The sequence below is a fragment of the Pseudomonas sp. ANT_J12 genome (assembly GCF_008370045.1).
Classification (GTDB): Bacteria; Pseudomonadota; Gammaproteobacteria; order Pseudomonadales; family Pseudomonadaceae; genus Aquipseudomonas.
In genome coordinates, this window is record NZ_VOBN01000003.1 from 440,979 (window position 1) to 466,237 (window position 25,259).

34 protein-coding genes, 2 tRNA genes and 1 pseudogene are annotated in these 25,259 nt (G+C 58.9%); all 37 read right to left on the minus strand.

Annotated elements, in window-relative coordinates:
* Entirely contained in the window at window positions 1-699 is a 699-nt protein-coding gene (locus FQ192_RS10360) for a phage minor tail protein L (protein ID WP_149658528.1), read from the minus strand.
* The gene (locus FQ192_RS10365; protein WP_149658529.1) at window positions 699-1,034 is read right to left on the minus strand and encodes a phage tail protein; all 336 of its coding nucleotides are present in this window, start codon (window positions 1,032-1,034) and stop codon (window positions 699-701) included. The genes FQ192_RS10360 and FQ192_RS10365 overlap by 1 nt, the downstream gene beginning before the upstream one ends.
* On the minus strand, window positions 1,034-4,489 hold the full coding sequence (locus FQ192_RS10370; RefSeq protein WP_149658530.1) for a phage tail tape measure protein: 3,456 nt from the start codon (window positions 4,487-4,489) through the stop codon (window positions 1,034-1,036). The genes FQ192_RS10365 and FQ192_RS10370 overlap by 1 nt, the downstream gene beginning before the upstream one ends.
* A 10-nt stretch (window positions 4,490-4,499) precedes the next feature.
* Window positions 4,500-4,793, minus strand: coding sequence for a DUF1799 domain-containing protein (locus FQ192_RS10375; protein WP_149658531.1), 294 nt, complete (start codon window positions 4,791-4,793; stop codon window positions 4,500-4,502).
* A gap of 17 nt (window positions 4,794-4,810) precedes the next feature.
* Window positions 4,811-5,200 carry a phage tail assembly chaperone gene (locus FQ192_RS10380; protein ID WP_149658532.1) on the minus strand — a complete coding sequence of 130 codons (390 nt, stop codon included), beginning with the start codon at window positions 5,198-5,200 and terminating at the stop codon, window positions 4,811-4,813.
* Between the two features lie 3 nt (window positions 5,201-5,203).
* Window positions 5,204-5,860 (minus strand): phage tail protein, encoded by a 657-nt coding sequence (locus FQ192_RS10385; protein ID WP_149658533.1) that lies wholly within the window; start codon window positions 5,858-5,860, stop codon window positions 5,204-5,206.
* A gap of 70 nt (window positions 5,861-5,930) precedes the next feature.
* Window positions 5,931-6,347 (minus strand): phage tail terminator-like protein, encoded by a 417-nt coding sequence (locus FQ192_RS10390; protein ID WP_149658534.1) that lies wholly within the window; start codon window positions 6,345-6,347, stop codon window positions 5,931-5,933.
* The gene (locus tag FQ192_RS10395) at window positions 6,344-6,940 is read right to left on the minus strand and encodes a hypothetical protein (protein ID WP_149658535.1); all 597 of its coding nucleotides are present in this window, start codon (window positions 6,938-6,940) and stop codon (window positions 6,344-6,346) included. The genes FQ192_RS10390 and FQ192_RS10395 overlap by 4 nt, the downstream gene beginning before the upstream one ends.
* A 2-nt stretch (window positions 6,941-6,942) precedes the next feature.
* Complete coding sequence (locus tag FQ192_RS10400) at window positions 6,943-7,332, minus strand: hypothetical protein (RefSeq protein ID WP_149658536.1); 390 nt, start codon at window positions 7,330-7,332, stop codon at window positions 6,943-6,945.
* Between the two features lie 2 nt (window positions 7,333-7,334).
* Window positions 7,335-7,712, minus strand: coding sequence for a hypothetical protein (locus FQ192_RS10405; protein WP_149658537.1), 378 nt, complete (start codon window positions 7,710-7,712; stop codon window positions 7,335-7,337).
* Window positions 7,713-7,722: 10 nt separating this feature from the next.
* Window positions 7,723-8,172: a HeH/LEM domain-containing protein gene (locus FQ192_RS10410; RefSeq protein WP_149658538.1), complete on the minus strand. Its 450-nt coding sequence runs from the start codon at window positions 8,170-8,172 to the stop codon at window positions 7,723-7,725.
* A gap of 51 nt (window positions 8,173-8,223) precedes the next feature.
* Complete coding sequence (locus FQ192_RS10415; RefSeq protein WP_109503447.1) at window positions 8,224-9,201, minus strand: phage coat protein; 978 nt, start codon at window positions 9,199-9,201, stop codon at window positions 8,224-8,226.
* A gap of 3 nt (window positions 9,202-9,204) precedes the next feature.
* The gene (locus tag FQ192_RS10420) at window positions 9,205-9,942 is read right to left on the minus strand and encodes a hypothetical protein (protein WP_149658539.1); all 738 of its coding nucleotides are present in this window, start codon (window positions 9,940-9,942) and stop codon (window positions 9,205-9,207) included.
* 84 nt (window positions 9,943-10,026) lie between these two features.
* Window positions 10,027-10,509 carry a DnaT-like ssDNA-binding protein gene (locus FQ192_RS10425; RefSeq protein WP_149658540.1) on the minus strand — a complete coding sequence of 161 codons (483 nt, stop codon included), beginning with the start codon at window positions 10,507-10,509 and terminating at the stop codon, window positions 10,027-10,029.
* A gap of 23 nt (window positions 10,510-10,532) precedes the next feature.
* Window positions 10,533-10,847 (minus strand): annotated as a pseudogene (locus FQ192_RS34370) (phage head morphogenesis protein); the annotation flags it as partial.
* Between the two features lie 1,660 nt (window positions 10,848-12,507).
* Window positions 12,508-13,968, minus strand: a complete 1,461-nt coding sequence (locus tag FQ192_RS10440) for a DUF4055 domain-containing protein (RefSeq protein ID WP_149658541.1) — start codon at window positions 13,966-13,968, stop codon at window positions 12,508-12,510.
* Window positions 13,968-15,458: a terminase gene (locus FQ192_RS10445; RefSeq protein WP_149658542.1), complete on the minus strand. Its 1,491-nt coding sequence runs from the start codon at window positions 15,456-15,458 to the stop codon at window positions 13,968-13,970. The genes FQ192_RS10440 and FQ192_RS10445 overlap by 1 nt, the downstream gene beginning before the upstream one ends.
* A gap of 1 nt (window position 15,459) precedes the next feature.
* Window positions 15,460-16,059, minus strand: a complete 600-nt coding sequence (locus FQ192_RS10450) for a hypothetical protein (RefSeq protein ID WP_149658543.1) — start codon at window positions 16,057-16,059, stop codon at window positions 15,460-15,462.
* A gap of 9 nt (window positions 16,060-16,068) precedes the next feature.
* Window positions 16,069-16,503, minus strand: coding sequence for a proteasome subunit beta (locus tag FQ192_RS10455; RefSeq protein WP_149658544.1), 435 nt, complete (start codon window positions 16,501-16,503; stop codon window positions 16,069-16,071).
* On the minus strand, window positions 16,500-16,691 hold the full coding sequence (locus FQ192_RS10460) for a hypothetical protein (RefSeq protein WP_149658545.1): 192 nt from the start codon (window positions 16,689-16,691) through the stop codon (window positions 16,500-16,502). The genes FQ192_RS10455 and FQ192_RS10460 overlap by 4 nt, the downstream gene beginning before the upstream one ends.
* The gene (locus FQ192_RS10465) at window positions 16,691-16,921 is read right to left on the minus strand and encodes a hypothetical protein (RefSeq protein ID WP_149658546.1); all 231 of its coding nucleotides are present in this window, start codon (window positions 16,919-16,921) and stop codon (window positions 16,691-16,693) included. The genes FQ192_RS10460 and FQ192_RS10465 overlap by 1 nt, the downstream gene beginning before the upstream one ends.
* A 214-nt stretch (window positions 16,922-17,135) precedes the next feature.
* Window positions 17,136-17,513 (minus strand): hypothetical protein, encoded by a 378-nt coding sequence (locus tag FQ192_RS10475; RefSeq protein WP_149658547.1) that lies wholly within the window; start codon window positions 17,511-17,513, stop codon window positions 17,136-17,138.
* A complete protein-coding gene (locus tag FQ192_RS10480) occupies window positions 17,510-17,824 on the minus strand; it encodes a phage holin, lambda family (protein ID WP_178129075.1) in 315 nt (104 codons plus the stop codon). The genes FQ192_RS10475 and FQ192_RS10480 overlap by 4 nt, the downstream gene beginning before the upstream one ends.
* 223 nt (window positions 17,825-18,047) lie before the next feature.
* Window positions 18,048-18,123: transfer RNA gene (locus FQ192_RS10485), tRNA-Ile, on the minus strand.
* Between the two features lie 4 nt (window positions 18,124-18,127).
* Window positions 18,128-18,197: transfer RNA gene (locus tag FQ192_RS10490), tRNA-OTHER, on the minus strand.
* A gap of 355 nt (window positions 18,198-18,552) precedes the next feature.
* Window positions 18,553-19,134, minus strand: a complete 582-nt coding sequence (locus FQ192_RS10495) for a hypothetical protein (RefSeq protein WP_149658549.1) — start codon at window positions 19,132-19,134, stop codon at window positions 18,553-18,555.
* A gap of 72 nt (window positions 19,135-19,206) precedes the next feature.
* On the minus strand, window positions 19,207-19,839 hold the full coding sequence (locus FQ192_RS10500; protein ID WP_149658550.1) for a hypothetical protein: 633 nt from the start codon (window positions 19,837-19,839) through the stop codon (window positions 19,207-19,209).
* The gene (locus tag FQ192_RS10505; protein ID WP_149658551.1) at window positions 19,824-20,435 is read right to left on the minus strand and encodes a recombination protein NinG; all 612 of its coding nucleotides are present in this window, start codon (window positions 20,433-20,435) and stop codon (window positions 19,824-19,826) included. Before FQ192_RS10505 ends, FQ192_RS10500 begins: the two co-directional genes overlap by 16 nt.
* Window positions 20,429-20,755, minus strand: a complete 327-nt coding sequence (locus FQ192_RS10510) for a hypothetical protein (protein WP_149658552.1) — start codon at window positions 20,753-20,755, stop codon at window positions 20,429-20,431. The genes FQ192_RS10505 and FQ192_RS10510 overlap by 7 nt, the downstream gene beginning before the upstream one ends.
* Window positions 20,752-21,024, minus strand: coding sequence for a hypothetical protein (locus FQ192_RS10515; RefSeq protein ID WP_149658553.1), 273 nt, complete (start codon window positions 21,022-21,024; stop codon window positions 20,752-20,754). The genes FQ192_RS10510 and FQ192_RS10515 overlap by 4 nt, the downstream gene beginning before the upstream one ends.
* Complete coding sequence (locus FQ192_RS10520; protein ID WP_149658554.1) at window positions 21,024-21,425, minus strand: recombination protein NinB; 402 nt, start codon at window positions 21,423-21,425, stop codon at window positions 21,024-21,026. The genes FQ192_RS10515 and FQ192_RS10520 overlap by 1 nt, the downstream gene beginning before the upstream one ends.
* Window positions 21,422-22,132 carry a hypothetical protein gene (locus tag FQ192_RS10525; RefSeq protein WP_149658555.1) on the minus strand — a complete coding sequence of 237 codons (711 nt, stop codon included), beginning with the start codon at window positions 22,130-22,132 and terminating at the stop codon, window positions 21,422-21,424. The genes FQ192_RS10520 and FQ192_RS10525 overlap by 4 nt, the downstream gene beginning before the upstream one ends.
* Window positions 22,129-22,458, minus strand: a complete 330-nt coding sequence (locus FQ192_RS10530; RefSeq protein WP_149658556.1) for a hypothetical protein — start codon at window positions 22,456-22,458, stop codon at window positions 22,129-22,131. The genes FQ192_RS10525 and FQ192_RS10530 overlap by 4 nt, the downstream gene beginning before the upstream one ends.
* Window positions 22,458-23,279, minus strand: a complete 822-nt coding sequence (locus FQ192_RS10535; protein ID WP_178129076.1) for an ATP-binding protein — start codon at window positions 23,277-23,279, stop codon at window positions 22,458-22,460. The genes FQ192_RS10530 and FQ192_RS10535 overlap by 1 nt, the downstream gene beginning before the upstream one ends.
* The gene (locus FQ192_RS10540; RefSeq protein WP_306108889.1) at window positions 23,260-24,018 is read right to left on the minus strand and encodes a YdaU family protein; all 759 of its coding nucleotides are present in this window, start codon (window positions 24,016-24,018) and stop codon (window positions 23,260-23,262) included. The genes FQ192_RS10535 and FQ192_RS10540 overlap by 20 nt, the downstream gene beginning before the upstream one ends.
* On the minus strand, window positions 24,015-24,347 hold the full coding sequence (locus FQ192_RS10545; protein ID WP_149658558.1) for a hypothetical protein: 333 nt from the start codon (window positions 24,345-24,347) through the stop codon (window positions 24,015-24,017). The genes FQ192_RS10540 and FQ192_RS10545 overlap by 4 nt, the downstream gene beginning before the upstream one ends.
* Window positions 24,344-25,204 (minus strand): phage antirepressor KilAC domain-containing protein, encoded by an 861-nt coding sequence (locus tag FQ192_RS34170; protein ID WP_149658559.1) that lies wholly within the window; start codon window positions 25,202-25,204, stop codon window positions 24,344-24,346. The genes FQ192_RS10545 and FQ192_RS34170 overlap by 4 nt, the downstream gene beginning before the upstream one ends.
* Between the last annotated feature and the right edge of the window lie 55 nt (window positions 25,205-25,259).

Genomic DNA, 25,259 nt, shown 5'->3' on the forward strand with positions numbered 1-25,259 from the left:
TCAGTTGCCGGCGCTGGGGTACGACCCGTAGCGGAGTTGGTTGTTTTCGCCGAAGCGCAGCTTGCAGCCCTTCAGAGTGAATGAGCACATGTCCTTGGCGGGATCGTCGGTCGGCACATCCTTGTCGGTGAAGTAGTTCGATCCGGTCCAGGCGCAGTAGACGCCACGGTAACCACCAATCGATGACCACTGGCAGCAGTTCGCGACGATCTGCCGCCCGGGCAGCTTACGGTCAGTTGCAATCAGTGGTGATTTCAGGACAAAGACCACAGCCTCGCCGTCGGCCGATTGCTTTTGGTCGATGACGTAGCTGTCCGAAGCGAAGTACTCGTTCGGGTCAGCTTCCGGGTTGCCGCCGGGGAAGTTCGCCACATCCATATAGCGCCCCAACGTTCGGTGGCGGCGCAGCTTGGAGTCGACCAAATCCTGATAGGTCGCGCAGAGCGCCGTGATGAAGCCGGTTACGTTGCCGACAGTGAGCGAGGGGTTGGATTGCTGGCCTTCCCCCGTCATGCCCAAGCCTTCGATTTTGATTGGCCAGGGCGAATACTCGATGCCTTGCCAGTAGATGGGCCCGAGTTGTGTGTACCCATGAAAGCGGTAGATGTCGCCGCTCATGGGCGTCAGGTCGAGTTCAAACAACTCGACGTACAGACCAACTTCCAGCTTCTGGATGTCTTCGTAAATACTTTCGGCCATCACTGCACCTGGAATGTTTGTTCAAAGGTGGCGGTGAGCACCCAGGCGTTTCCGCCTTGCGGTGTAGCGCCGTAGGCATTGCAGGTGAAATACAACGGGCCGTCGAGAGGTGTTGGCCAGATGAAAGACTTGTAGCCCTGGTGAGCCCGCAGAAAGGTAAGGATGGCGACGATCCTTTCCTTCGAGCCGGTGAAGGTCTGCGCCCAGGTCTGGGTTTCTGTGTTGAGCCCGTCGCCTGCGGTTTGCTTGTAGCCGCCGAAAGTGGCCGATCGCGTCCGCTGGGCGAACGTGACCGGGACCGACTTATCCGGACGAAACGTAAAAATGTCGGCCATTACCCCCTCCCTTGAATTGCTTTGCGGATGTTGCCCTGAGGGCTCAAAGACTTGGCCTCGAGCTGCTTGAACTTCTGCTCAACGAATTTGCCGATTTCAGCGCCAAAGCTTTCGAGACCAGATTGATCACTCGACACGTCTGTCTTGCCGTCGCTGGAAATGTTGATGTAGACCTGAGGCGACCCGCCCCAACCGCCGGAAGCGGCCACTCCAGGCCCTCCTCCGGTGGTCAGCGGAGTAACGCTGCCGCCATTTGCGCCAGTCATCAGGAATGACTTGCCACCCTCGCTGTAAAGCTCAGGCCCCTTCTCGTTCACCTCGTAAAGGGTGTTAGGGTCAACGCCACCGCCGGTGGCCCGGCCGCCGCCGAACGCAACAGACGCAGAACTGGCATCAAACTGACTGCCGAATTCCTGGGCGCCAGCTTCTGCACCTCCAGCCGTAGCTCCTGCTGTAGCCCCACCCCCGGCGAAGTAGTTAGCGCCCGCCCCAACAATCGCTTTGAGAATCCCCGAGGAGGCTTGCCTGCTCGCAATCCGCGCCATGTCTGCCAAGATCGACTTGGTGAAGTCCGCAAACGACAACTTCCCGGTCATGGCGAAGTTAACGATCGCGTCCTCCATCGAGCTGAAGGCATTGGTGAACAGGCTTTTCGTCTGCCCGGCAACGTCGCGCGCCGATTCCATGTAGTTCTGGAAAGCCGACGTTGCGCCAGCGCGCCAGTCACCTTGAGCAGCAGAGATCTTTTCGTAATTCTCGATAACTGTGTCGCGGTATTTGTTCTCGGCGTTCTCCAGAATCGCGAGATCCTTCTCGTATTCGGCGTTGCTGTATTTGTCCGGAGCGGTTTTACGGCGATCAAGGAGCTTGGCTCGCTCGTCGTTGAACTTGTCCGTTACGCCGTCCAAGTTGCTTTGCAGTCCGGCTTGACGGTCGCCAAGGCCGAGCGCCTGAGCAGCGCGCGTACCCGAGTTATCAAGTGCTGCGCGCTGCCGCTCCAGTTGCGTGACATAAGCTTCGGAAGCAACCCTGAGCTGCTTAAGCCGACCCTCCTCAGCAGTTGCCAGCACCTCCTGCTGACTGTCAGCAGCCTTTTGCGCCCTTAGCATGTCCGATCTTGCGCCGGCAATTTTATTGTCGAGCTCAATGGACTGCTCGGCCGTCGTGCTCTTCTTGGCCTTGGCTGCCTCAAGGGCGTCGATCTCGGCCTGATAAGCCGCCGTGACCTCCTCCTTCTCTGCACTGATCAGCACTGAACGCTGCGAGGCATAACTCTCTTGCGAGATCAGCCCGGCCTTCTGCGCGGCATCCAGTTGTTTCTGGGTGTTCGAATAGTCGGACTGGATTTCCTTCAGAGCGTTTTGAGCGGCGTTGAAGGCAGTGAGATCGACGGCGCCAGCGGACGATGCCGCCTTCGGGTCCTTGTTCTTATCCTTGATGTTTTGAAGCGTCTTGGCGACATAGTCGGCCTGGACTTTGGGATCGTCAGGGTTCGCCTCCTTCAGCCTCTCGACGTCACGCAAATAGGCCTTGGTCAGCTTGTCGCGTTTCTCGGCATTCGTGAGGTTCGAGTCGCTGATTTGCTTAAGGCGCTGCTCAGCGGCGATACCCTCTTTCTGTATCCGAGTGCGATCGCCAAGATAATCATTCAGACTCTTTTCAGCATCCTGCTGCAGCTCGATGAATCTAATTTGCCCCTGGATATCCTCGCGCTCTTTCTTGCCGACGGCTCCGGCGTTCATCCTCAAACCGCCAACGTCATACGCATTCGAGCCTGTCAGCTTCGCCTTCAGATCCTCGATCTGCTCGCTGTAGGTTTTGGCCCGACCGACGTTGTTCAGCCCATCCAGAGCACCGCTTGCGGCGTCCTTTACGCCTTTCCAGGCTTTTTGCCACAAGCCCAGGTTGTCAGTTACCTGCTTGGAGCGATCCTGCACTGTGTCGGCATAAGCCTTGGTGAGCAGGTCAGCAGCACCAACGGTGTCGCCCTGCTCTTTCAGCGCAACAATCTGCGCGTAAGTGGATGCAGTGAGGAAGTTGTACTGGTCGTTCAGCTCTTTCGCCGCTGCGACCGGGTCCTTGGCGATTTTGACAAACTCGGCAATGGTCGCATCGACCGACTTACCGGTTGCATCCTCCATTGCTGCGGCGGCGTCCGCGATTTCCTTGAAGCTGCCGCCGGCAATCACTCCGCTTGCCGCCAGCTTCGTCAGCGATGCCGCTGCCTCACCAGTGGTGCCGTTGGTAGCGCTGACCTGTTGGGCCAAATTGGCCATCTGGTCTGCCGACGTACCGGCGTAGTTGCCGGTCAGGATCAAGGCTTTGTTGTACTCCTCGGCCTCTTTGCTACCTTGGCTGTAACCGTAAATCAGGACGCCAATAGCAGCAGCCGCTGCCAGTACCGCAACCGTCATGCCCACGACACTCATCGAGGCCCCGGTAACACTTGGAGGCAGCGCGCCGTATGCCTTTTTCGCGTTCTCCGCAGCTTCTGCGGCAGTATTCGTGCCTTCAGCCAAGCCGGACAGGCTTTCTCCCGCTTTCCCGGTGCTCTCGGCCACGTCCTTGGCGCTGACGGCTATGCCAGCCAGCGACTCGCCCAACACCGCAGCCCCGGCACCACCGGTGAAAAGGGACTTAATCTTTCCGCCAAGGGCATCGAATGTAGCGCCGACGCCGCCGAACGAATCCTTGATCTGGCCGCCCTGCTGGATCAGCACCATCAGCGGGTTTTGACCGCCCGCCAGGCTGGTGAAGATGTCAGAGAATTGCGCCGGGAGTTGACGCAATGCCGCTTCGGTCTGCCTCGAACTGACGCCAGTTTTCTTCAGACCATCATCGAAGTCGCCCAGCTTACTCCGGGTTTTCTCGATATCAGCCGAATACGCCTTGAACTGGTCGGAATCAATGTTCCCAGCCTTTAGGTGCTGCTTGAGAAGTTCTTGCTGCTGGTCGAGCTTTTCGTAGGCAGCAATTGTCGGGTTGATCTTGGCCAGCAGCGCTTGCAGCCCTTCGGCTTGAACGCCGGTGGCTGCCGCCGCCTTCTTCGCTGCATCAGCCTGACGATCTGTCGAGCCGACCAGGGCGTCCGACTCCGCCTGAAAGCGGCGCGCCATCGCAGCCACACTGCTTAATGCGGCCCCTGAGTTATCCAGCGCGGTAGCGTTGGTGTTGATGCTGGTGGTAGATCGTTGGTAATAGTCGCTTGAGTCCAGCGAGGCCTTGGCCATGGCCGTCAGACGCTTCATTGCGTCTTCGGTGGATTCGGACAGTTTGCCCTCGGCCGTGGCCAGGCCAGTCGACGCCGTCGCTGCCTTGTCGAAACCAGCAGCCACACCGTCAGCGGCTTTCTCAGCCTTGACGCCGGCCTGGGCCAGGCGCTCCAAATCCGTGGCAGCCTGGACAGCATCACCCGAATTTACCTCAATGCCCAACTGCGCGATTGTGCCCGACATGAGTGCTCCGTTACTTCGATTCGCTCATGACGAGCAGGGCTTCGGCCTCCATCACCTGGAGGTCGTGGAAAATCTCAGCGATTTGTTTTTTCTTGATGCCGAGGTATCCGGCTACGTCGCGAATGGACGTGTAATCGAGCCCGGTAGCGCCGCACGCCCCTGTCCGCCATTGCGTGGACAGAGCATTGAAGAGGCAGAAGGCCGGCCAGTTATCGGCCAGCACTTCACACTCCTTTTCAGGGATGTCTGCCAACGACAACCCGAACGCCGCAAGATCCGCCTCTGACGGACCCTGCTCGTACATGCGGCGGGCGACGCTGGTTAGTTTCCCAGGCGGGCCGAGGAAAACGCCTTTTGATAGGCATCAACGATGGCGTCACCGGCACCGGCAGAGGTTTCCACCAAGGCACGGATGGACTCAGGGCTCAACTTGTCGTCAAAGCCCCAGCCGGCCACCAACTGCGTGACCTGCTCCACCTGGCGCTCGATGTGGGAGTCGGTAATTTCAATCAGGGTGAGTTCGTCACCTTTGGCCTTGAAGCGCTCCTGATCTTCCTTGGCGCTCTCCTGCCAGCCCGCGAACAGCGCCGCCAGTTCCTTACGGTCGCGATACTTGAACTCGAACGGCACCTTGATCGTGGTGCCGCCGACGCGCGGGATATCCACGTCGGCTTTGAAGGTGGGATTCTGAGCAATCTTGAACTTGGCCATGGGTTACACCGCCGCCGCGTAACGGGCTGGGCGACCGGTCAGCGCAATGCTGATGACGCGGGTCATCAGGTTGTTGCGCGACATGGTCGGGGTCGAAGTGATCGAGACGAAGCCGTTGTAAACGATGCTGCTGCCGCCCGGCAGGTTCAGGCGCAGGACTCGGGCCTGTTTGTCATCGTCCGCTGCTTCGCAGACATCGACATAGGGCTTGGACGGGTCGTCGGCAACCGTGATGCTCAGGGTGATCGGGTTCTTGGTGGTCGGCATCTGGCGATCATCGTCGTCAGCCAGGAAGCCGAAGGTCAGGAACTGCTGATCACCGCCGGTAGAGTTCAGCTCGGTAATCTGCGAGATCTCGGTGAACGAGGTCACCTCACGTGCCGAGCCGATGCCGGAGCCCGCCGGGTACTGCTGAACGTTGGTGGTGTTGACGCCGCCCAGCGCAAAGGTGCCGCTGGCGATATCGGCAACCCGAACGGCACGGCCGTCGAGGCGCGTCCAACCGGAGTTCACGGCGATGATGTCGCCCTCGGCCAGGCCATGCGCCAAAGCTGCGGCCACCGCCGGGTTCGCGTTGCTCAGGGTGGTGAATGGGATTGCCGTGCCGTAGGCGGAAGCAATTTCGAAAGTTGCGCCGTTGGGCATTTGAATGCCAGCCATTGGTGTTTCCTCTTCTCAGAAATGACAAAACCCGCTCAATGGCGGGTTCTGGGTTTGCCCAATGGGCGGATTAGTTGGTGTCGGACCGGTATTGAAACGACACGGGCACGGTGAAGGTGGTGTCGTCGGCAATACCGGGGCCGGGGTCGACCGGCGTCATGGTCACCACCGTAAGCACGCCCTTGGTGTTTCGCTCATACAGCGGGAACAACGCGGCGATCTGGTCTGCTATTGCGCCGGCCGCGCCGCGGTACTTGCCCGACGGCGTCACGATGCTGACCTGAAACATCCCGGTGTACAGCTTGTGGTCGCCGCCGAGCGTGTTGCTCGCGGTGTCGGCCGGGAGCGTAAACGCCTTCAAGTAGGTGACGCCGTCGCCGGGCGTATAGGCCTCGTTCTCGACGACAACCTTCAGCGGTACCGGCAACGCTTTCGCCCAAGCAATCAGCCTGGCTTCGAATATCGAAGCGATGATGTTGTGGCTCATACTTGGTTGTTCCTGATGGCCTCCAGCACGATCTGCTGGAAGCGGGCCACGGTGATGCGGACCATGCCGCCCGGTGCCTGGGTCGAATGCCCGAACTCCAGCGGGATCGCATATCCAAGGCTGTTAGTGATGTAGCAGGTGTCGCCTGCCTTGAACTCGATCGCACCAGCAACGATTCGCGCCGTTGATTTGGCTCCGCTCGGGTCAACCTCTTCGGTCGTCGTGCTGTCCGGGGCGCCGATGCTGAACATCCAGTTGCCGCGGAACCGGCCGCCGACATAGCCGCTCGGCGCGGAGATATCCATGCCGTCGTTCAGCTTGCGCCCTGGCTTCAACCGCCCCGCCTTTGTCAGGTTGGCCGGATCGCTGCGCAATCCGCTGTTGTGATCGTCCACGGCCTTGTTGTACTGGCTCGCGACGGCGTTCTGCGCCCAGATCTCAGGGTTGCCCACCGGGGACATGCGGATAACGCTGTTGCCGACCTCGATGATGATCTCGCGCAGGCTGGCATCAATGGCTTCCGTTGCCTGGGATGCGAACTCGGCGAGGCTCAGCGCGAAGCTGCCGGACTGGCCGGCGTATTTGGATGCCATCTTCAAACCCTCAGCTGAATTGTCCAGGTGGCGCCCACCGGGTCCTGACTGACGTTCAGGGCGCGCTTTCCGGCGACGATATCGCCGATCTTCGGTTCGGCAACAATCTCCGTCGACACCACTCCAACCGTTACAAACAACTCGTTCTGCAAGATCAGCAGCTTTTCATCGGTGGTCTGGATCAACGACCCGTCGATTTCCTTGGCCAAGTAGCTGCCGAACACTCCCCGGCCGCCGTAGGTGACAACCACTTCTGGCGCGGTACCTGTGTCAGGGTCGTATTCGCCCGCCACCTTCCGCACGCCGAGCACCGGCTTCACGGCATCAGCCAGGCCGTCGGGATCATCGAACGCCTCGGCCATCTCAGCCTGAATTTCTTCGCGCATGCCCATGATCAGACCCTCTTGAGCATCATCACGCCGGAACGTTTGGTCCACGGCACCAGCAGAGCCAAGGCAAAGTTCTCGCCGGCGGAAAAGTCGGTAGAGCCCGCCACGTAGGTCTTGCTCACCGACGTTCCGGACTGAGCAGAAACCGTCTTGCTCTCCACTTCCTTCTGCGTGGCGGTGTACAGCTTTCCCGCCGCCGCTTCTTTGGCGACCTGGGCGCCGGCCGTCTTGATCTCGGCCGGAACCGGGTCGGGGACAGCCCGCTTAATCTTGGCCGTGAGCCAGGCGTTGGCCATGGCCACAGCAAGGACCGGATCACCGGTGCCGGCCCAGCCAGGACTCAGCGCGGCATCAACATCGGCAACAGTGATGAAGTCGGTCATGTGCTTGTCCTTATTCCGCTGGCACCAGGGCCTGCAGGTCTTCTTTCTTGGCGGTCGCGTCGAAGGCAATGCCTTTGGCGGTGAGCCACTCTTTCAGCTCGGGGACCTTCATTTTTAGCGGGTCAGTTTCAACATTGCCGTCTTTCAGCAAGCTTTGAGCAGCCACCGCAGCGTCGATCTCTTCCTGGGCGCTGCGAGAGACATAGCCAGCAGGCGGATATGCGCTTGCCTGATAGCCAGCCTCAACGAACTCAGCAACCGTCGGACCATCTTCACGCAAAGCCGGGGCCTTGCCGTCCGTGACGATGATCCCTGCCCGCTTGTAGGCTTCGATGATGTTCGGCTTGTCGCCATCCACCACCACTTCCTTTGCCGAACTGATCACACCGAAGAACTCATCCAGCAGTCGATAGCAAACCCCAGCCTCACTGCCCGGAGTGTCGGAATAAATAACCTTCATGATTCTCTCCGTGTCGGCCGGGGCGCCGTTGAGCGCCCCGCCGAAGTTGGATTACGGGGTGACGGTGCCGCTGATGACGGCAGCGAAAGGAACCTGCTTGCGGTCGAACACCCGCTCCCAGTTGGCTGCTGCCGCGTACTGGGTTGCAGTCGGACTCAGGTTGCGGTTCTCGCCACCCTTCCAGCTGAAGCCAGCAGGCTGCAAGATCATCGTCTTACGTTCCCACAGGACCTCGGCACCACCGCCGTTACCGCCGGAAGGCTTGCGCTCCAGCTCTACCGGGTTCGCCGGGTTGCCTTCGCCGTAACCGAACGCGCCCTGACCGAAGAACACGGACAGGAAGCGACCGGCGCCGTACACCAGGCTGTCATCCATGAATACTGGCTTGCCCAGGTAGGTAGCCAGGATGATCTTGCCGTCGGAGTCGCGCAGGTACTCGATGAGGTCCTGCTTGACCATCTGATTCATCACTACCGAGTGCACGCCGATAGCGGAGAACACATCGGCAGCATCACCAGAAGTGAACGCCGCGTCCTGGAACGCACCAGCACTGATGGTTGCGCCAGCATCGACAACCATGTCGCCCGCATCATTGGCGATGTTCGAAGCGATGATGCCGCGAGCCGCGCCAAGCAAATAACGCTGCCAGCGACGAGTCCAGTAGGTGCCGAAGCGGTTACGAATGTGCTGCATTGGCTCGGTACGGGCCAACTCCGTGGTGAGGTCGGCTACGCCGTAGGCTTTGTTGAGGTACAGAGTGCGCGCACGCATGCTGCCCATTTCTGCCTTGCCGACCAGACCCAAATCATCAGGGTCATCGTTGGAGATGTTCGGCTCTTCGTCTGCATCCAGATCTTGCCAGTAGGCAATCTCAGCAGTGCCCTGACCGTTGGAGGCGATGGCATCCAGCTCAGGGGATTTGACGATGATGCCGGATTCGAAAACGGCGGTTTTTTCCGGCGAGTTAACCGGCGCCAGATCGGCGTAGTAGTCGCTGACGAAGATGTCTGCGAGTTGCGTGGTGGCCATGGATTAGGTTCCTTGAGTGGCTTTGAGTCGCTTGTATGCTTCGGGGTTGTCTCGAGCCAGCGTCGCGCGCTCCTGCTCGGTGTGCTCCCCCCACTTTTTGGTAGCCTTGCCACCGTTGTCGCCGGTCTGTCCGGCACCCTGAGCCCTTGGCCACAGGTGTGTTGCTGTTTCACGCAGTGATTCCGCCCATTCGAGCGGGGACAGCGGGGTTTTCCCGTCCTTCCCGTAAACGACTTCGCCGTCACGGTCGGTAGCGATCGCCTCGCCGTCTTCACTGAGTTTGAAAGTGCCCCGGGCGCGCAGGATGATGTCCTCGGCAGCCTCGGGGAGCGCGCCGGCCTTGATGGCAGCAGCGCGGATGGAATCAGCCAGCACCTTGTCGCTGTATTTCGCTGCGAAGGCCTCGGCCTTGTCGGCGCGCGTCTTCTCGGCGGCCAGCTTGGTGTCATAGTCCGTGCGCAGGCGCTCGGTACGTTTGGTGATGACCTCGTCGAGCTTTCCCTCGGCCAGCAGCCGAGTTTCCTCGTCCTGCCCGACCTTAGTGAGCAAGGCCTTCACCGCGTTGATGTCCAGACCTTCGAACTGGGTTTTGAAGCCATCCAGTTCCGTCTTCGTGGTTTTGAGCGAGCCAAGCAGCTCGGTGTTTTTGTTCTTGAGGCCCAGTGTCGCAGCCTCAACAGCTGCTGCAATGGCGGTTTGAACAGCCGGGTCTTCAAGATCAATCTGGTTTTCGTCTGCCACTTGGTGCACCCCTTGGGTTTGGTCTGACTGCTTTGCAGCCAATAAAAAACCGCCCTTAAGGCGGCTTGGTATGAATTCTGTGTTTTATCGGACTATCGAAAGCCCGCGCATTACCAGGTAATCGGCGAATTGCGTCCTGCTGGATACCCATAGCGGCGGGTCTAGTCTGTACTCCGCGCTGCTGCGGGACAGCGGGATAAGCCTTCCTTTGTCATGAGCGTATTTTGGCTCGACCATCTCAAGACCTTGATCGTCGGCGTACATTTCAATAGCCAGCATGACTTGGCCGTGGCGAATTCCATAAGGAACCAAGCGATCATCTACCCAGGCGCCATTGAAAACGATCCCCGATCGAGGCCATGCAAGCGGTTGCACCGACAGCGTGCGCTCGCCCTTCCATCGCATTCCGTCCATCGCAGCCACCGCCCTCATCAAGTATTCAATCTGCTCGCTTTCACCAGAAGGGATTGGGAAGCGGAAATAACGAGCATGAAATCGAAGTGATTCAAGGTCTGTGTAGCTGTTTGCGGCCGAGTCAGTGCCTTTCCCGTGCTCAACAATGATCATGAGTCGCCCCAAGTTAGGAGCGCTCAGTTTACACCGGCTCTCTCGAACATTTTCGGCTCAAGTTCTCTGAGTTGGACCAGTGTCAACGGCTTGAACTTGCTATCAAGCTGCAGCTTGGCGAATTTATCCGGAGGGAGCCCGCCTTCGCGGAACAACTTACCGCGCACAGGGCCAAGCGCCGCATCCTGGAATCCTGCCGGCTGTGTCGCGAGCCACTCGTAGTAATTCTGGCTGGCATCTACTTGAGCACCGCCGTTATCGCCTACCGAGGCGCGTGTAGCGCCTTTCGAGAAGGTTTCCGACAAGCGCGTGGTTGGAACCGTAGTAGATCGACAGTTGTGGGTTACAATTCCTCCTGCAAAATACCAGCCTTCCACCGTTTCGAGGTTATAGACATGGCCGCTAAAATCTTGCTTGCTGATCCTGACAACATCGTCAAGGAATACCAGTCCGGAATCTCCGCTAAGGATCTTGCGAGCAAGTACCTCGTAAGCCGAAACACCATCTACCGACTGATCAAGGATCGCGGAATTACTCTCGTACAATCCGGCAGTCGACGAGTTAGCATTCCTGTGGAAGAGGCTCTCACCCTGTTCAACTCCGGCATCGGAGTGCAAGGAGTGGCAGACCATTTCGGATGTTCCGCGAACGTCATCAAACGGCATTTTCGCGACGCCGGAATTCCGACCAGAAGCCGCAGTGAGCAACAGTTTGCAAGAATGGCCGTCACTCCCAAGGAGGAACGATCCCGGCTTGCGGAGAAGGCGCACGAAGCCGTGCGCGGCAGAAAGCACTCTGCTTCCGAGAAGGCTCAACGCGCTATCACAAACCAGACCAAGCGAACCAATGCCTCCAGGTACGAGAAGGATCTCTTCGCGATGCTTCTCAAACGCGGCGTATATCCCACTGCTCAGCTCCCGATCGGCCCCTACAATTGCGATATCGCTGCCTTCCCCGTCGCCGTGGAAGTCTGGGGCGGACAATGGCACTGGTACGGAAACCACATTGCTGGAACCGAAGAACGATTCCGTTACCTCATGAATGCTGGCTGGCATGTCATCGTTATCGCCGTTAACCGGCAGAGCCCACTGACGGAGGCCGTCGCAGACTACCTTGCTACCCACATTGAGCGACTGCGCAGCGACCCATCCCTTGTCCGAGAGTATCGGGTGGTTTGGGGTGCTGGTGAGGCTACGACCGGAGGCTGTGTGGATGATGACCACTTCTCCGTCGAACCACCTTTTACTGGCGCCCGCAATCCGGCTACTGGACAGTACATGCGTATCCCCCGGTAAGCAGTTGATGTGCGCCGGCGGCAACGGCCCTTTGCCCAGGTCGAAGCGCATGCCGTCTAGGCCTTTACACTGCTGAGAGGTCTTGCGATCCAGCGTCGACAACCAGTAATAACCCAGCACCACGTCGCTGTTGGCCTTCAGCGTTTCCATGCGCGCAGTGGTCGCAACGTGCTGGATGGCCGTTTGCACGACTGACGCGGCGTTCCGGTTGCTCACGGCGAGAATGCCGTCGGTGAAGTTCTGCGCCGCGGTGCCGCGCACTGCCTGAATGATCTGGGCGTTCGTCTGGCCCTGGCCGAAGCCGAGCCGGATCGTGTTCGTCACCCGCATGGTTTCGGTTCTGGTCCAGCCGCTCAGAAAGCTCTTGAGCAGCTTTCCACCATCAAGTCCTTTGACCTGAAGCGGATAGGAGAATACGGCTGCGCGGATCACGGCATTGGCCGGAACCACCGCATCAATCGACATCGCATGACTGAGGCTGTTGGCCTCGAAGGTGGACTCGTACAGAGCGATGTCCACCAGATCGACCTGCAGCACGTCGCCGAAGGCCTTGTAGATCTCCAGCAACTTACCGTCAACCCGGGCGAGGAACTGCTCAAGGCGATCGCGACTGTAGGTCGTCAACTCCTTGCGGGTCAGTTGCTCTCGCACCAGAGCATCGATCTGGCGGAGGTACTTCTCGAACTTCTTGACCTCACCGGCCTTAAGTCTCTCCAGCATCACCGAGTGGCGCGCCGTCTGCTCCAGTAGCTGGCTGTCGGCCTGTTCCCGGCTGGCTGTCGGCATTTTCTTTGTCCAGGTTTAGGCCGGCTGATTCGCGCTCGTCGCTGATCAGCTCGGCTTCTTCGTCGTAGAGGCGTTCCGGCAACTTCCCGGTCGTGAGGTACTGCCAGTAGGTGTCGGCGCTGACCGTGCCGGCCATGACGCTCTTTTGAAGCTCAGCCAGCACCTGAGGATCGACCTGTGGAACAACGAACTCAGGGTTGACCTTGAACGTCACCTGTTTCGGGTCGTACCCCTTCCACTCGGCGGCGTATCGCAACGCCTGCTCTACTGCCTCAGCCACGGTTATGACGATGCTGTGCAGTGTGGCGTGCTGATCGTTCTGGCGTGTTTTGCGCGCCTCTCCCGACTCAGTGCCGCCTACGTCCATTACCTTGGCACCAGCCTCAACAGCGGCGTTGCGCTGATCGTCCATAGCCTTGCGGACTGCCTCGATACCGGCGCCTTGAAACTCCAGATAGCCACACTTGCCATTAAGGCCGAGATCCCACGCAGCCGATGGCCCGGTAACGCTCAGCTCTACCGTTTCCTCCAGACCGGATACCCATGGCTGCGGATGGCTGGTCTGGTGCAGAGCAGTGAAGTAGTCAGCGCTGAGCTGGTAGGACTTCAGCGCGGCCCGGGCCATTGTCAGCAGCGGCACCTCATCCACGTCTGGCGAGTTGTCCGTTGAGCCGCAGTAAATCACCGGCAGAAACTCCAGACCTCGCACAAGGCGATTGTCGGTGCCGGTCGTGCCGAGCGGCTTCAGCTCTTCGATGACCTCCCCGTTTTCACCCAGCACCTCGCTGTAGCAAACGTCGCCGATCATTTTGAAGACGCGATAGACCATCTTGCAGTCGTGGTCGAACTCGTCTTCCTTGTCGTCACGGAACTCGATGAACACCCCGAGCACCAGATCCTGCCGGCCGCCTTGGCTGCCCACCTTCCAATTGATCGCGTTGCGGGTGGCATAGGTCGAGAAGTACGGCTCGCCGGCATCGTCGATGTTCACCACCAGCGGCACCCGGCCATGGGAAATGGCCTGACGCACCATGCGGAAGAACAACTGCTTCAGGCCGAAGCCATCGGAGGTGGCATTGTCTTCCAACCCTTTCAAGCCAGACGGCAATGCAATCTCAGGAATCAGCCGGGTGACCAGCCCCATCATCGACCGCAGCGAGTCGCGCACCCAGTGCTCGTACTGAGCCCGGTTTGTATAGTTCTGATACAGGTATTTGTTGCCAGCGGCGTCGAGCTTTTCAGCCTCAACCATGCCGCTGGGCTTCGGTAGGTTCCGATCGTTGCGCTTGATGGCGCCCTCACCTTCGAGCGCGTCGTCCATCATTTCCCACTCGGCGATGTGTGCGTCGAAGTCGGGGTTTGTCGATTGCACTGGCATCAGGCCAATCCTCCAATACGGCGGACACCGCCTGTGCGTTTGCGCCTGCCCATCGAAACAGCGAAGTAGCGGAATGCATCCGCGCCGTGTGATGACCAGTCGTGTAAGGGTTTGTCTTTCCAGCAGCCGCGTTTGTCGTCCCACTCTTTGCGGTAGTTCTCCAGGCAGGAAATGCCCAGTTCACACCTCGACTCATCAAAGGCGCAGGCCGGCAGAATCTCCCGAACCTGCTCAATGCCCTCGTCGATTCCCAGCTTTGGGACCACGCTGAACTTGAGGCTGTATTTCTGCCCGTCTATCTCGTAGCCCTCGCGTGCCAGCTCGCGGCGAGTCTTCCCGTCGCTGCCGAACTCCCGGTTATCGATGTCGTGGGGCCCCCAGTGATCGCCATACGTGTATTTGCGGTCCTTGAGCACCTTCATGTAGTGCCGAAGACCTTCACCGCTGTTCTCGTAGAAGTCGATGACGTGGTATTCCTCGCCGACGATCCGGACAAACCAGATAGCCGTGGAGTCGCCCACGCCGATGTCCCAGATCGTGTGCACCGGCAGATGGCTGTTGTCGGGTAGCGCGCCGATGCGCTGAGCGGCGTAAAGCTTGGTGAACTGCTTGGCGTAATAAGCGCCCTCGATCGACTGCTGGAAGGCTTCAGCCGGCAATGACGGGTATTCCCGCTTCATGTCGTCGCCGAGCGTCTTCTCTTTGGCCGCGTACCAGGTGCGCTGACCGTCATTGGTGACGATCCCGTGTTTGGCGTGCAGCTCGTCAAAGTAATCGGTCAGGCGCTGCGGGATGACCACGTCAGTCGGGTCAAGCCAATAGGCCTTGTTCTTCCACCAGGAGAAGAAGAAAAACTTCCAATCCAGCAGGCCCAGAGGCACGCCGGCCAGCTGCTGCCGCTCGGCACTCTGCGAGTAATCGAAGAAGTAGCCGGCCCGGCCTTCCGCCGTCGATTCAATCGTGACGAAACAGTCAGTGGCCACAGCCTCAAAGGCACCTGTGACGATCTCGCGAGCCTTGTGTGGAAACTTGGCGCAGATCTTCCCGAACTCGGACACATGCAAGTAACGCAGCGTGCCGCCCCGGAACGAGGTGGATACATAGAGCGAACCGCCCTTGCTGAACACCAGCTCACCAGCAGCATCGTTGCTGGCCGGGTTCGCCGCCCTGACTTCCTTGGGCAGATTGTCGTAGGCGTACTTCACCTTCTCCCGGAAAAGGCGCTTGGCGTCGTTCAGGGTATGAGCGATCAGCGCGCACTTGGCCGACTCGAACAGCGCCGCGTCCAGTTGGATGATGCAGCACTCAGTGGTGAAGCCGAGCTGTCGAGCCTTCAGGATTATGTTCCGTGTGTGCATCCCATCGAAGTACTCGATCTGCTCGTCCGTCATCCGGAAGCGGACCTTCTTGCCCTGCTTGTCCGTGATGAAGTAAAGGTTGTTCAGGCGCCATCGCTTGTCCCGGAGCAGCTTCATGTGCTCGGGCTTCATGTCAGGCGTCCTTCGATAGTTCGTCCATCAGGCTTGAGAGTTCGTCGGCATCGGCAGATTTCTCTTTCTCGTCCAGGCCGAATGCCTGGCGCTCCAGGACCTGGAGATTTTTCATCGCCGAGGACAGCTGGAACAGTGTTTTGGAGTTGCTCGGCAGCGCCACAGCGGCGAGCATCGAGGCCCGGCGCATGCCGTTGTTGTCCTCGCCTGTCTCGTCGATGATCGCGTCTTCGATCTCTTCGCGCCGTTGGATGGTGCTGAGCAGGTCATCCATCAGCAGGTTCGCAAGGTTCGTGGCTTTGCGAATGTCACGGCGGTGGCTGCGAACCACCTGGGCGCCTTCCTCTGCGGCCTCTTCGATGATCTCTGCATCAAGTTCGCAGTTCGCGCCTTGGTCGTTGCGAACCTCACCGCGAACCAGCTTACTGCGAACCTCTTTCCGCACTTGGTCAGATAGGTCTCTCACCCATCCTTGGACCTTTGCTTTCTTCCTGATCGCCGTGTCACTCACGCCTTGGCGCTCAGCGATAGTTCTGATGGAGAGCGAACCAGCCCGGTAGGCGCGTTCGATTGCCTCCCAGTCGGGTTGCTTGGCTGTCATGGGACATCCTTACTCGTCTTGGCGCACTATCAATGTGCGGATCTTGCCGCCAGTGCAGCTATCACGCTTCATGGCCATCTCTACGGCTTGATAGGCAGTCGCGCCCATGTCCATTGCGGTAAAGGCGTGATCGCCACCACTTCCAATGGCATAAGGCCCGGCGCCCACGATTGGGCTTTTCCAGAAGCCATCTTCGTTGTTGCGCCCGGCATACCACAGCCCTTCCGCATCGACGATGACTGCCGAAGCTTGGAGGTCGCCAGATACTGCCCCGCCAAAATAAGCATCGATCAGCTTGGTGTAATCGGACGTCTTGCCAGACAGGACGAACTTGACCCCCTTCACCTCATGGCACTTTTCGTAGTCGTCATTCGTGATGGTGGTGTTGGCGGTGATTCGGGAGTCATAGGCGATCACGCCGTCTTTGTAGGCAATGGTCGTCATTGGCTCACCATGATGTTGGTCTGCACCTGGGCATGCCCGTGCAGGAGTGATACGACCAAGCCCTGTGGAAGGCCGGCGGACTTGGCGACGTCTACCGCTTTGGCGATGGCGCTATCCAGATCGTTGACGGCCTTGTTGATTTCCGGGCTCATCGGCAGTACGTGGCGCAGGCGGGTGACGTTGCTCATTAGCTGAATGAATCAGCAGGCTTGGCGATCGAACGCACGAACCACATGAAGCCCTGCTGCAAGTTGGTCTTGGCCAGGGCCAGCAGGCGCGGATCGACGCCTTCAATCTGGCCGATCTGCTTGAACAACTCACCGGCGTCGGCCTCCAGCGCCTTGATGGAGTTCATCCCGTCGATTTCAGACTGGGTGAGGTCGCGGTAGCCGGTGATTTTCTTGTGCTGGTTGTCCATGGGTGATTCCTCATGATTTCGCGCCACGATTTGGCGCATTCGAAAACGTGGCGCGGATTACTTGCTCTGGCTGCGTAGGATCTGGGCGTCAACCTGGTCTGCGCATGTGTCGAGCAGGTTGATTGCCCTGTCCTTGAGCTCCCACACGTCACCGTTGAGGCGAAGGTCTTCATCGCTGTCGTCTACGCGCTCGCATGGGATCAGCTCAGGCGCTTCAATTCTTACGGCCTGGGTCTTTGTCACCACCGCCGGCTTTGCCGCGCAGGCCGTCAGGCAGAGGCTGAGCAGCCCAGTCACGAACAGGCTTGCTGTTGCGTTTGAGGTTTTCAAAGTTCTTCTCCGCCTTCTTGGCTTTGTCCTGGCTGGCCTTGAGGCGCTTTGCCAGGTCTGCCTGGTATTCAGCATTGCGCTTTGCTTCAGCGCGCAGCGTAGTGATGGTCGCCTGGCTTTCGAGGTTGGCGTCGACCGCCTTCTTCTTCTCGCCAGCTTCGAAGGCCACCTCCCCGCGTAGGGCGACGACACGGGATTGCTGAATGCCAACGAGCAGCAGGCCGACCAGGGCAATGATGATTGCGGCAGCAAAGGCCCTCATGCTGCATCCGCCTTGCGACCGAGGAAGCGGGTCACCATCTCGCGAATAGCAGTTACGCCGAGGAACCCAATAGTCCCTCCAGCAGCAACCGATAGACTGGAAGGCCAGGCCATCCACTCGATAATGCTGGACGCGACCAAGCTCAGCGATCCACAGATCAGCGCCTCGAACACAATCCGGCGCTTACTGGTTTCCTTCGCGTCGTACATGACTCGAAGCAACGATACGGTGATGGACATGATCACGCCCTGCCAGAGCGGATTGCTCAACGCCAGCCAGATCTTGGCCCATGTGTCTGGCTTATCAGGCATGTTTGGCATCCGGGTTACTCCCTCTCGGGGAGATTGATAAATCCGGCTCCAGCAGCACTCCCAGCTCGGGGCTATGGGCGTGGTGGAGCCGAAAACGAAAAAGCCCCGATCAAATGTCGAGGCTTTGAAAAGGCACCGAGGCACCTCCCCTCAGTTGCTCAAGTTGTTTCGGCTCCCTGAAAACATCTCAGATCTACGCCGCAGAGGCTTGAGGCCCCGTGCATGGTCGGCCCGTAGGGGCTTGAACCCTCTTCCCCCGGTTATGAGCCGGGCGCATCAACCGTCAATGCTTCGGGCCAGATTTGGAGCGGATACAGGGAATCGAACCCTGATCGAAAGCTTGGAAGGCTGTCTAGCGACCTGCGCTACCCGCAATTGCGTGTCTTCCCACGCTGCCAGCCAAAGACCATCCCAGCGTCGACGCCCCAATGCATCGATCGCGCCCTTCCTGTCTCGCGCCACTCCACAAGCATGTGAGGTCAGAGTGCGCGGGCTGCCGGTGTTGATTCCGTACGTCGCACTATCCGGCTATCGACGTCCAGGCCTTCCCGAAGGCTGCCCTGGCTGCAGTGGTGTTTTCTTTGGACAATAAAAAACCCGGCTCGATGGCCGGGTTTTCTTTGTATCATCAGTGCAAGTTGCCGAAGGCAAAATGCTAACTATGGCGAAATGATGCCTCCAGCCGTGCGGGAAGTCAATAAGATCTTTTCAGACCTTATTTGGCCAAATCAAGCAGCCTCTTTCATCTTGTAAATCACCCCGCCAATTGGGCTCAAAGCGCGAGCGTCAATGTCATAGCAGGCGTCGAAGCAGAACTGCACGAAAGGCTCCCAATCCCGGCCCCAGGCAGCAGACGGAAGCTCGACGTCGTACTCCCCTTTCATCCAGGCGCGGAACACCTCAGGCTTGATCAGCGGGTCAGGATTGGAAGACTGGCCACCCTGATGCATGTAGCGGTAACGACGGAACACGCCTTTGGCGACATACTCGGCTCGCTCCCGCTTGCTGGCGGTCATGCGCTCTACTCGCGAGCAGGCCAGGTTGAAAACCGCTGCTTCAGCCTCCTCCCGATCATCATCTGTCGGCTCGGCCGCATACATGGCATTGCCGAAAGCCCGCAGTTGAAAGTGAAGTCGTGCGATAGCCGATTGAATGTGACCAGCCAGCGCTCCGTGCATCGCAGGGTTCGCCGTCGGGCCTCGCTCCGTGCTCTGCACCACCACGCCCAGCTCAGCAGCGTCAGAAGTCTGGCCGGGGGCCGGGTTGTAGTTGCAGTCGTGCCAAGCCTGGCGCGCGGAATGGATTTTCATGCTGCTCTCCCCTTCAGCTCTCTTGTTTTTGCCCGGTAGCCGGCGGTCATCGCCTTGAGTTCTTCCATGTTTCTAGGCCCTCAAGTGCGGCAGGTCGTGAGTTGCCAAGTAATCGTTCCTGGCTTTGATCGCATCCTCGATCTTTTCGAATCGACCAAGATGGACCTGTTTTTTCTTCCACTGAACCTTTGAGCACCACTTGCCCCGATCCCACCAAACCCCCACATGGCCGCTTTTGTTTTTGTCCGTGATCCGGCGATTCGCCGCCTGCACGTTGTAATCGGCGTAGCGACAGTTGCCTGGCTCGTAACCCTTGGAAGATTCGATGCGGTCCAGCGTCAACTTATCCGTGTAGCCATTGGCGAGCGACCACTCCATGAACGGCTCGAAGCTCATCCACTCATCACACAGCGTCACGCCTTCGTACTTTTGAACTTCAGTGCCGCGAGGCTTCAGGCATCTGCGCTTCATGTTTGCCCAGGTGACGTGCAGTCTGCTGTTTGCGTTGTTGAATCCATGCGTTGAGCGTGTTTTGCCGCCACGCTTATTCGCGCACGGATTGCAAAGCCCAGTCATAACCTTTGCTCGCTCCATCCGCGTTTCGAACTCTGCCAGGCATTCCGGGCACCGAAATACGCCGATGGACCTTCTAGACCCTGATATCTCGGCCAGAGACTGCCGAAGAAGAATCACATTACTGCCCATGAAATAGCCCCCTCAGTGCGCCGCTCAAGTCGCTTAGCTTTTTTGGTGAAAACCGCTTTAAGCCGTTTCAGGCATGGGATGTCATGCCGAGCTATCGCTTGGTTGCACTCCAGCCAGTCGACGCGCTCCTGGCCTATTTTTTCGATCAGGCCCGGTCTGTACCCAGCAAGATTCCCGCTGAGGTGCGAATTACACTGAGAGCAGGATTTGTTCATGTTCCACAGATTGAAGCGGATGTGCGGGGCGGCGCCGACACTGCGAAAGTGCGAGCAGTGCCACTGTCCGCCCCAGGTCGCTGGCTTTGAGCAACTGATGCAACCCAGGTGAGCGTCACGCAGACGGACGTAACGGTTGATGACGGCTTGCGCCTCCTTCGCGTACTCCGCCCGGCTCTTCAGCTTCTCCTTGCGCACCTTGATCTCGCGGCGCTCAACCTGAGCCAGCGACTTTCGGGCCTTGTCCTGGTTCACGTCCTTGATGGCCAGGCCGCAGGTGTAGTTGCACACCGCCTGCCCCAGGCGCTGCGGGATGAAGGAGGCCCTGCATGCTGGGTTCTTGCAGGTCTTGGGCTTTGGCTGTTTGGCTGCGATCACCATTTCATCCCCTTGATCGACCCGAAGTCGAAGTCAGGGAGGGTGCTGCTGCCGTTGAGGTAATCAGCCATGATCTGCACATCGGCCTGAGTGCAAGACCCTGGGCCCGACTGCCACAGACTCATTGGATCAGTGCTGTACATCGCGCCTCGGCATGAAACACCGTAGCGGCAGTACATGCCGTCCTCGACAACGCCGACGCGAGCCTTTCCCTTGTCGAAGTAGACGATGTGGTGCTTGCCACTTTCAGTGCGAATCAGCTTCGCTGCCTTGCGATTGCTGCGTTTGATCCATTTCTGGATGTCTTCGTTGTAGGCGCTCACTCGACCATCTCCCGCGACTTCTGCTGCTCTGGGGTGAAGTCGCCGCGAAGGGGCATCAGGTTCTTTTCATGCTTGACTGCGTGCATGCATCTGAATTTGCAAAGCCATCCGCCAACCCCGGCCGTCGGCCTGAATTCGTAGACCTTGCCCGTCGTTGGCGACACGATCAGGTCGCCAGGCATTACAAATCGCACCACCTCTGCGGTCTCGCCCAGATACCCGCCTGAAATCACCAGCGCCAGGTCGCCCGGCTTGAAGTTATGGCGCATCAGTACCGCCCTCCCCACTTGTCCTGCTCGGTCCACTTCACGCCGTGCTCGGCGCCGAAGGCATGCATCAACTCGAACAGATCGCTGAACCACTTCTGGGATTGTTTGCGGGTCGAAACGGCCATCACCACAAAGCCGCCGTCGATACCGGGCTCCGCGCGCTGCTTCTCCAGCGAGGCACTGAAAAGGCACTTCCAGTCCTCACTGGTCAGTTTCTTGCCGTGCCAGATCACTTGCTCGGAAACGTCCTTGAGCATTGCCCACATCTTCCGATTGCAGACGTCCGGACGCTTCTCGTCTTTGATCACGACCATCTTAGGTTTGGTGAAGTCGGATGCGTGGAGGTAGCCCATCAGGCGGGTGACGTCGCGCTGATCGCGGATTGCGAACTCTGTGCTCATGACTGCTCTCCCTGGCCCATGACGGCGTCTATGTTGGCGTCCAGGTCGTCGCCGTTCAGCACCACATTGCTAGGTGTCTGGCCAGCAAATACCCCACCATGGCGAATGGTTTCAAGATCGCGCGCACGCAGCCAGCGATAGCGCTCGGCATCCTTGCGCAGCTCCTGCGCCAAGCCTTCCAGCTCGCTGGCGTCATCATCCATTTCACCGCCGAGAGCCGCTCCAACCGCACCAAAAGATATGGCAGCGTTGAGAAGCATCCGTTTATGCGACTCAAGATCTTTGAGCAACGCCGCGTTCTGCGCCTCATACGCCTCGTAGCCGGTCTTGAGGCCGGCGTTCTCGGTGCGGAGCTGGTCGCGCTCACCCATGATTTCGCCAATAGCCCAGCTCAGGCCAAGCTTCGCGTCTTTCACCTCCCGCAGATCACCCTTCAACTTTTCGTTCTCGGTGATCAGGGCCAGGATCCCTGCCTTAGCCTCGCAGATGAATTTCGCCTGATCACGGGTAGTTACCTCGACCAGCGTGTTGCCGTCGTAATGGTCGCCATCGATCTCGAAATCAGGCCCGTATACGCAGTAGAAGCCAGTCGAGCCGCCGCCCAGAGATTCACCCGATGGCCCATTGAAGAATGGCTCGGTATTGCTGTCGTAGTCGTAATCCGGGAATGCCTCAGCCAGCCGCTTCAATTCGCCGTGGTCGCTCATAGCTCGCCCTCATCATCAAAGTCTTGCGGGGTGCCGGCCTTCGCCAACAGAAGAACCTTCTCGGCCTTCTCCATCAGCTCTGGGTACTGATCATTCCAGTTTTGCTTGTAGGCCTTGGCCATCAGCTCTTCGAGCATTGCGAGCATTTGCGGAGCGGTGCGGATTAGGTAGGCGTTGGCCCACGACTCATCACCGATCACGAACTTGATACCGTTGTGGTCCATAGCGCCAATCGTGGCGATCTCAAGCGGCTCACCATCTCGCTCTATGCTGACGCAATAGTCCTGGCGATCTACCAGCCATTCTTCTTTGGTGTGATTGCTCATCACACGCCCTCCCCGTTGCCGCGCTGCGACTCCCAATTGAACAAAATCAACTTGCCGCCGTTCTCGCGCAGACGATCCACGACGCGGTCGCCCATGTACGTCGGCAGGTCTTCCCGGCCACGGTTGGAGATAACGATCGTCGGCTTCATGGCCTCGTAGCGGGAGTTGATCAGCTCGAACATCACCGTCCGCTCGAACTCCGTTGCGTTCTGCACGCCAACTTCGTCGAGGATCAGCAGGTCAGGTGCAGCGAAGAGCTGGTAGGCCTGCACCTCGTTGTGCGCGGTGTCCCGGTCGAACGATGCCTTGACGTGGCGAATCACGGCGCCGGCGGTGACATAGAGCGCTGTCAGGCCGAACTCGCGCATGACGTGGTTGCCGATGGCGGCGGCCAGGTGCGTCTTGCCGGTGCCGACATTGCCCAAGAGCATCAGGCTGCGGCCGCGCTGGGCGTGCACCGGGAAGCCTTCGGCGTACTCGATGCAGATGGCCAGAGCGCTCTTCTGCCCAGGGTTTTCGGCGCGGAAGTTGGTGAAGCTGCGTTCAGCGAAGCGTGGCGGGATGCAGGACCGGCCCACCCGGGATTCGATGGCGCGCCGAGCGTTCTCGCGAGTCAACGCTTCCTGCTCGACACGATCAGCTTCAACCCGTTTCTCGTCGGCACAGCGCTGGCAGCCAGACCACACCGCCGAGCGAGCCTTACCCAGGCCGGTCAGGAAGTCGGTGAATTCGCCGTGCGTTGGGCACTGGCGCTTCTGAGATTCCAGGATCTGGCCGAACACGCCGATCACGCTCACGATGTTAGATGCGATACGAGCCATCGGCATTCACCTCGAGGTTTGCGGCGTGGTCAATCTGGTCCAGCTCGGTGTGGCGGGACTTGCCGGGGAACTGGTGCACGTTGCTGGCGACCTTGACCTCGTCTTCCCAGCGCTTGCCGTTGAGCCAGGTGGTTGGCAGCGGGATGTACTTGCCGCTGTCCTTGAGCCAGTCAGCGGAAACAACTTGCACAGACAGGCCTTTGGCAATCAGAGCGAACAAGTCTTCAGTGACCTTCAGCTTCACCCAAGCCTTCTGCGCTTTTGCTTTGTCCTGCTTGCGCGGGTACAGCGCCCAGAACTTCGGGAACAGGTCGCCCGTCGTCGCTTGCGACGTAGGCTTTTGATCTATTGGTTCTTGGTTAATGGTTAGTGGTTCTTGGTTAGGTGCCGATTCGTTCACGCTTGGTGCACGCTTCGTGCGCTTGGCTGCTTCGCGATTTGCGGCAATCTCTTTGTTTTTCAGTGATATGGCGTGATAAGCGTCGATCTCATCCTGAATACGGAGCTGCACGTAACGACCATCAATGAGATCGAAGAACTTGCGCAAAACAAGCTCAACTGCGCCGATTTCTTCCTTGCTTCTGGCCCAGCACCAGTCGATTGCTTCTTCCATCGTGGGGAAGCGTTCACGGTCGTAGCACGCATCGAGCAAGAGCGTGTACGCACCGTGCTCAAGCATGGTCAGGCGGCCAGCCTTCTTGTGGTAGTCGCCAATGTTTCGCTTGAAGTAATGCATCATGCGACCCCCTGGGTGCATTCGGCTGCGTCGTGACGCTCGACTGCACGAACGGACAGCTTGAGCTTGCGCTTCGCTGTGTTGGCGGCTTGGCGGGCGTTGCAGCGGGAGATATATAGGTGGCGAGTCGCATCGATGACCGGTAGGAATTCTTCAACTTCCGGATTGATCGGACGGCGATCGCCAAATGGGCGGCCATGCTCTTCGAAGAAGTCGGCATAGCCTTGATCCAGGCGGCGCTGGGCTTCGGCCAGGTCGTCGATGGCGCGCTGGTGATCCAGTGCGCGGTCGGCAACGCGAAGGACGAGCTGAAGACGTTCGGTGGTAATCACAGCAAACCTCCGAGCAGATCGGCATCACGGCGCGCCCAGATGGCTTGAAGCTTGGTCAGGCCTTTGCCGGTCACCCGTGGCGTGGATACAGTGGTCTTGCCGTTCTCGGGATGCTCAAAGGTGCTGAGCTTCGCTGTCAGGTAGCCGGATTCGATCGGACCTTGCATCGGTTCGTTTTTGCGGAGGGTGACCCAGCGGCGCTGACGCAGGAATGCCATCAACCGGTTCTGGCCGGTGCCGATCAGCTTTGCGGCCTCGGCCACCGAGTAGGTTTCGTGTGTGACAGTGACGGCGTCGAAAAAGGCTGTCTTCGGCGCGTCGGCAGCGACCTTCTGCTCAAGCATCAGGTTTTCATTCGAAAGCTCCGTGTTGTCAGCTTCCAGGGCGACGACCTTCTTCACGTTGTCGGTGAGCAAGGCCAGCAATGTGCGTGGGTCGCTTAGGGCGGCGGTGTAATCAAAGTTCGGCTTGGCGTGAACCAGGCGCCAGAAGTCTTTAACGAGGCGCTTTTTGAACTCGCGAACAATCGAGCTATTGCGCATGTAGGTGAGGATGAGCGTCGACTGCTGCTCATTGAGGACGGCGTACTCAGTCGGCGATCCACCGCCTTGTGCCCTTTTTGCCACATGGATTTCAAATCCGAGTGGCCCGAACTCCTGAAGATCGGACTGGTAAGTGCGGGCCAACTTGATGACGCTGGCATGATCCACTTCACACCCTGCTGCGATGGCAAGAGTGGTTGTAACCGCCTCGCCATCTACAAGGCTGACGATTTCAGTCCGCGACACGTTTTCCGAATTAACAAAACGTGTCGCGACATTGGTCTGGGTATTTACAGAAGCGCTTGAAATCTGCATGATTCACCTCACAGATGCTTTACAGTTGTATGCAGTTGGAAAAACCGCCGGGCCT

Excerpts from the sequence above, each read along its gene's own strand:
- FQ192_RS10390 (WP_149658534.1), bottom strand. The coding sequence starts at position 6,347 with ATGAGCCACAACATCATCGCTTCGATATTCGAAGCCAGGCTGATTGCT.
- FQ192_RS10380 (WP_149658532.1), bottom strand. The coding sequence starts at position 5,200 with ATGGCCAAGTTCAAGATTGCTCAGAATCCCACCTTCAAAGCCGACGTG.
- FQ192_RS10530 (WP_149658556.1), bottom strand. The coding sequence starts at position 22,458 with ATGAGCAATCACACCAAAGAAGAATGGCTGGTAGATCGCCAGGACTAT.
- FQ192_RS10480 (WP_178129075.1), bottom strand. The coding sequence starts at position 17,824 with ATGCCTGATAAGCCAGACACATGGGCCAAGATCTGGCTGGCGTTGAGC.
- FQ192_RS10455 (WP_149658544.1), bottom strand. The coding sequence starts at position 16,503 with ATGACGACCATTGCCTACAAAGACGGCGTGATCGCCTATGACTCCCGA.
- FQ192_RS10360 (WP_149658528.1), bottom strand. The coding sequence starts at position 699 with ATGGCCGAAAGTATTTACGAAGACATCCAGAAGCTGGAAGTTGGTCTG.
- FQ192_RS10540 (WP_306108889.1), bottom strand. The coding sequence starts at position 24,018 with ATGATGCATTACTTCAAGCGAAACATTGGCGACTACCACAAGAAGGCT.
- FQ192_RS10400 (WP_149658536.1), bottom strand. The coding sequence starts at position 7,332 with ATGGGCATGCGCGAAGAAATTCAGGCTGAGATGGCCGAGGCGTTCGAT.
- FQ192_RS10495 (WP_149658549.1), bottom strand. The coding sequence starts at position 19,134 with ATGAAAATCCATTCCGCGCGCCAGGCTTGGCACGACTGCAACTACAAC.
- FQ192_RS10520 (WP_149658554.1), bottom strand. The coding sequence starts at position 21,425 with ATGAGCACAGAGTTCGCAATCCGCGATCAGCGCGACGTCACCCGCCTG.
- FQ192_RS10415 (WP_109503447.1), bottom strand. The coding sequence starts at position 9,201 with ATGGCCACCACGCAACTCGCAGACATCTTCGTCAGCGACTACTACGCC.
- FQ192_RS10410 (WP_149658538.1), bottom strand. The coding sequence starts at position 8,172 with ATGAAGGTTATTTATTCCGACACTCCGGGCAGTGAGGCTGGGGTTTGC.
- FQ192_RS10515 (WP_149658553.1), bottom strand. The coding sequence starts at position 21,024 with ATGCGCCATAACTTCAAGCCGGGCGACCTGGCGCTGGTGATTTCAGGC.
- FQ192_RS10440 (WP_149658541.1), bottom strand. The coding sequence starts at position 13,968 with ATGCCAGTGCAATCGACAAACCCCGACTTCGACGCACACATCGCCGAG.
- FQ192_RS10535 (WP_178129076.1), bottom strand. The coding sequence starts at position 23,279 with ATGGCTCGTATCGCATCTAACATCGTGAGCGTGATCGGCGTGTTCGGC.
- FQ192_RS10500 (WP_149658550.1), bottom strand. The coding sequence starts at position 19,839 with ATGGGCAGTAATGTGATTCTTCTTCGGCAGTCTCTGGCCGAGATATCA.
- FQ192_RS34170 (WP_149658559.1), bottom strand. The coding sequence starts at position 25,204 with ATGCAGATTTCAAGCGCTTCTGTAAATACCCAGACCAATGTCGCGACA.
- FQ192_RS10375 (WP_149658531.1), bottom strand. The coding sequence starts at position 4,793 with ATGTACGAGCAGGGTCCGTCAGAGGCGGATCTTGCGGCGTTCGGGTTG.
- FQ192_RS10450 (WP_149658543.1), bottom strand. The coding sequence starts at position 16,059 with ATGACAGCCAAGCAACCCGACTGGGAGGCAATCGAACGCGCCTACCGG.
- FQ192_RS10445 (WP_149658542.1), bottom strand. The coding sequence starts at position 15,458 with ATGAAGCCCGAGCACATGAAGCTGCTCCGGGACAAGCGATGGCGCCTG.
- FQ192_RS10465 (WP_149658546.1), bottom strand. The coding sequence starts at position 16,921 with ATGGACAACCAGCACAAGAAAATCACCGGCTACCGCGACCTCACCCAG.
- FQ192_RS10475 (WP_149658547.1), bottom strand. The coding sequence starts at position 17,513 with ATGAGGGCCTTTGCTGCCGCAATCATCATTGCCCTGGTCGGCCTGCTG.
- FQ192_RS10365 (WP_149658529.1), bottom strand. The coding sequence starts at position 1,034 with ATGGCCGACATTTTTACGTTTCGTCCGGATAAGTCGGTCCCGGTCACG.
- FQ192_RS10460 (WP_149658545.1), bottom strand. The coding sequence starts at position 16,691 with ATGAGCAACGTCACCCGCCTGCGCCACGTACTGCCGATGAGCCCGGAA.
- FQ192_RS10425 (WP_149658540.1), bottom strand. The coding sequence starts at position 10,509 with ATGATCATTGTTGAGCACGGGAAAGGCACTGACTCGGCCGCAAACAGC.
- FQ192_RS10505 (WP_149658551.1), bottom strand. The coding sequence starts at position 20,435 with ATGGTGATCGCAGCCAAACAGCCAAAGCCCAAGACCTGCAAGAACCCA.
- FQ192_RS10385 (WP_149658533.1), bottom strand. The coding sequence starts at position 5,860 with ATGGCTGGCATTCAAATGCCCAACGGCGCAACTTTCGAAATTGCTTCC.
- FQ192_RS10395 (WP_149658535.1), bottom strand. The coding sequence starts at position 6,940 with ATGGCATCCAAATACGCCGGCCAGTCCGGCAGCTTCGCGCTGAGCCTC.
- FQ192_RS10525 (WP_149658555.1), bottom strand. The coding sequence starts at position 22,132 with ATGAGCGACCACGGCGAATTGAAGCGGCTGGCTGAGGCATTCCCGGAT.
- FQ192_RS10370 (WP_149658530.1), bottom strand. The coding sequence starts at position 4,489 with ATGTCGGGCACAATCGCGCAGTTGGGCATTGAGGTAAATTCGGGTGAT.
- FQ192_RS10405 (WP_149658537.1), bottom strand. The coding sequence starts at position 7,712 with ATGACCGACTTCATCACTGTTGCCGATGTTGATGCCGCGCTGAGTCCT.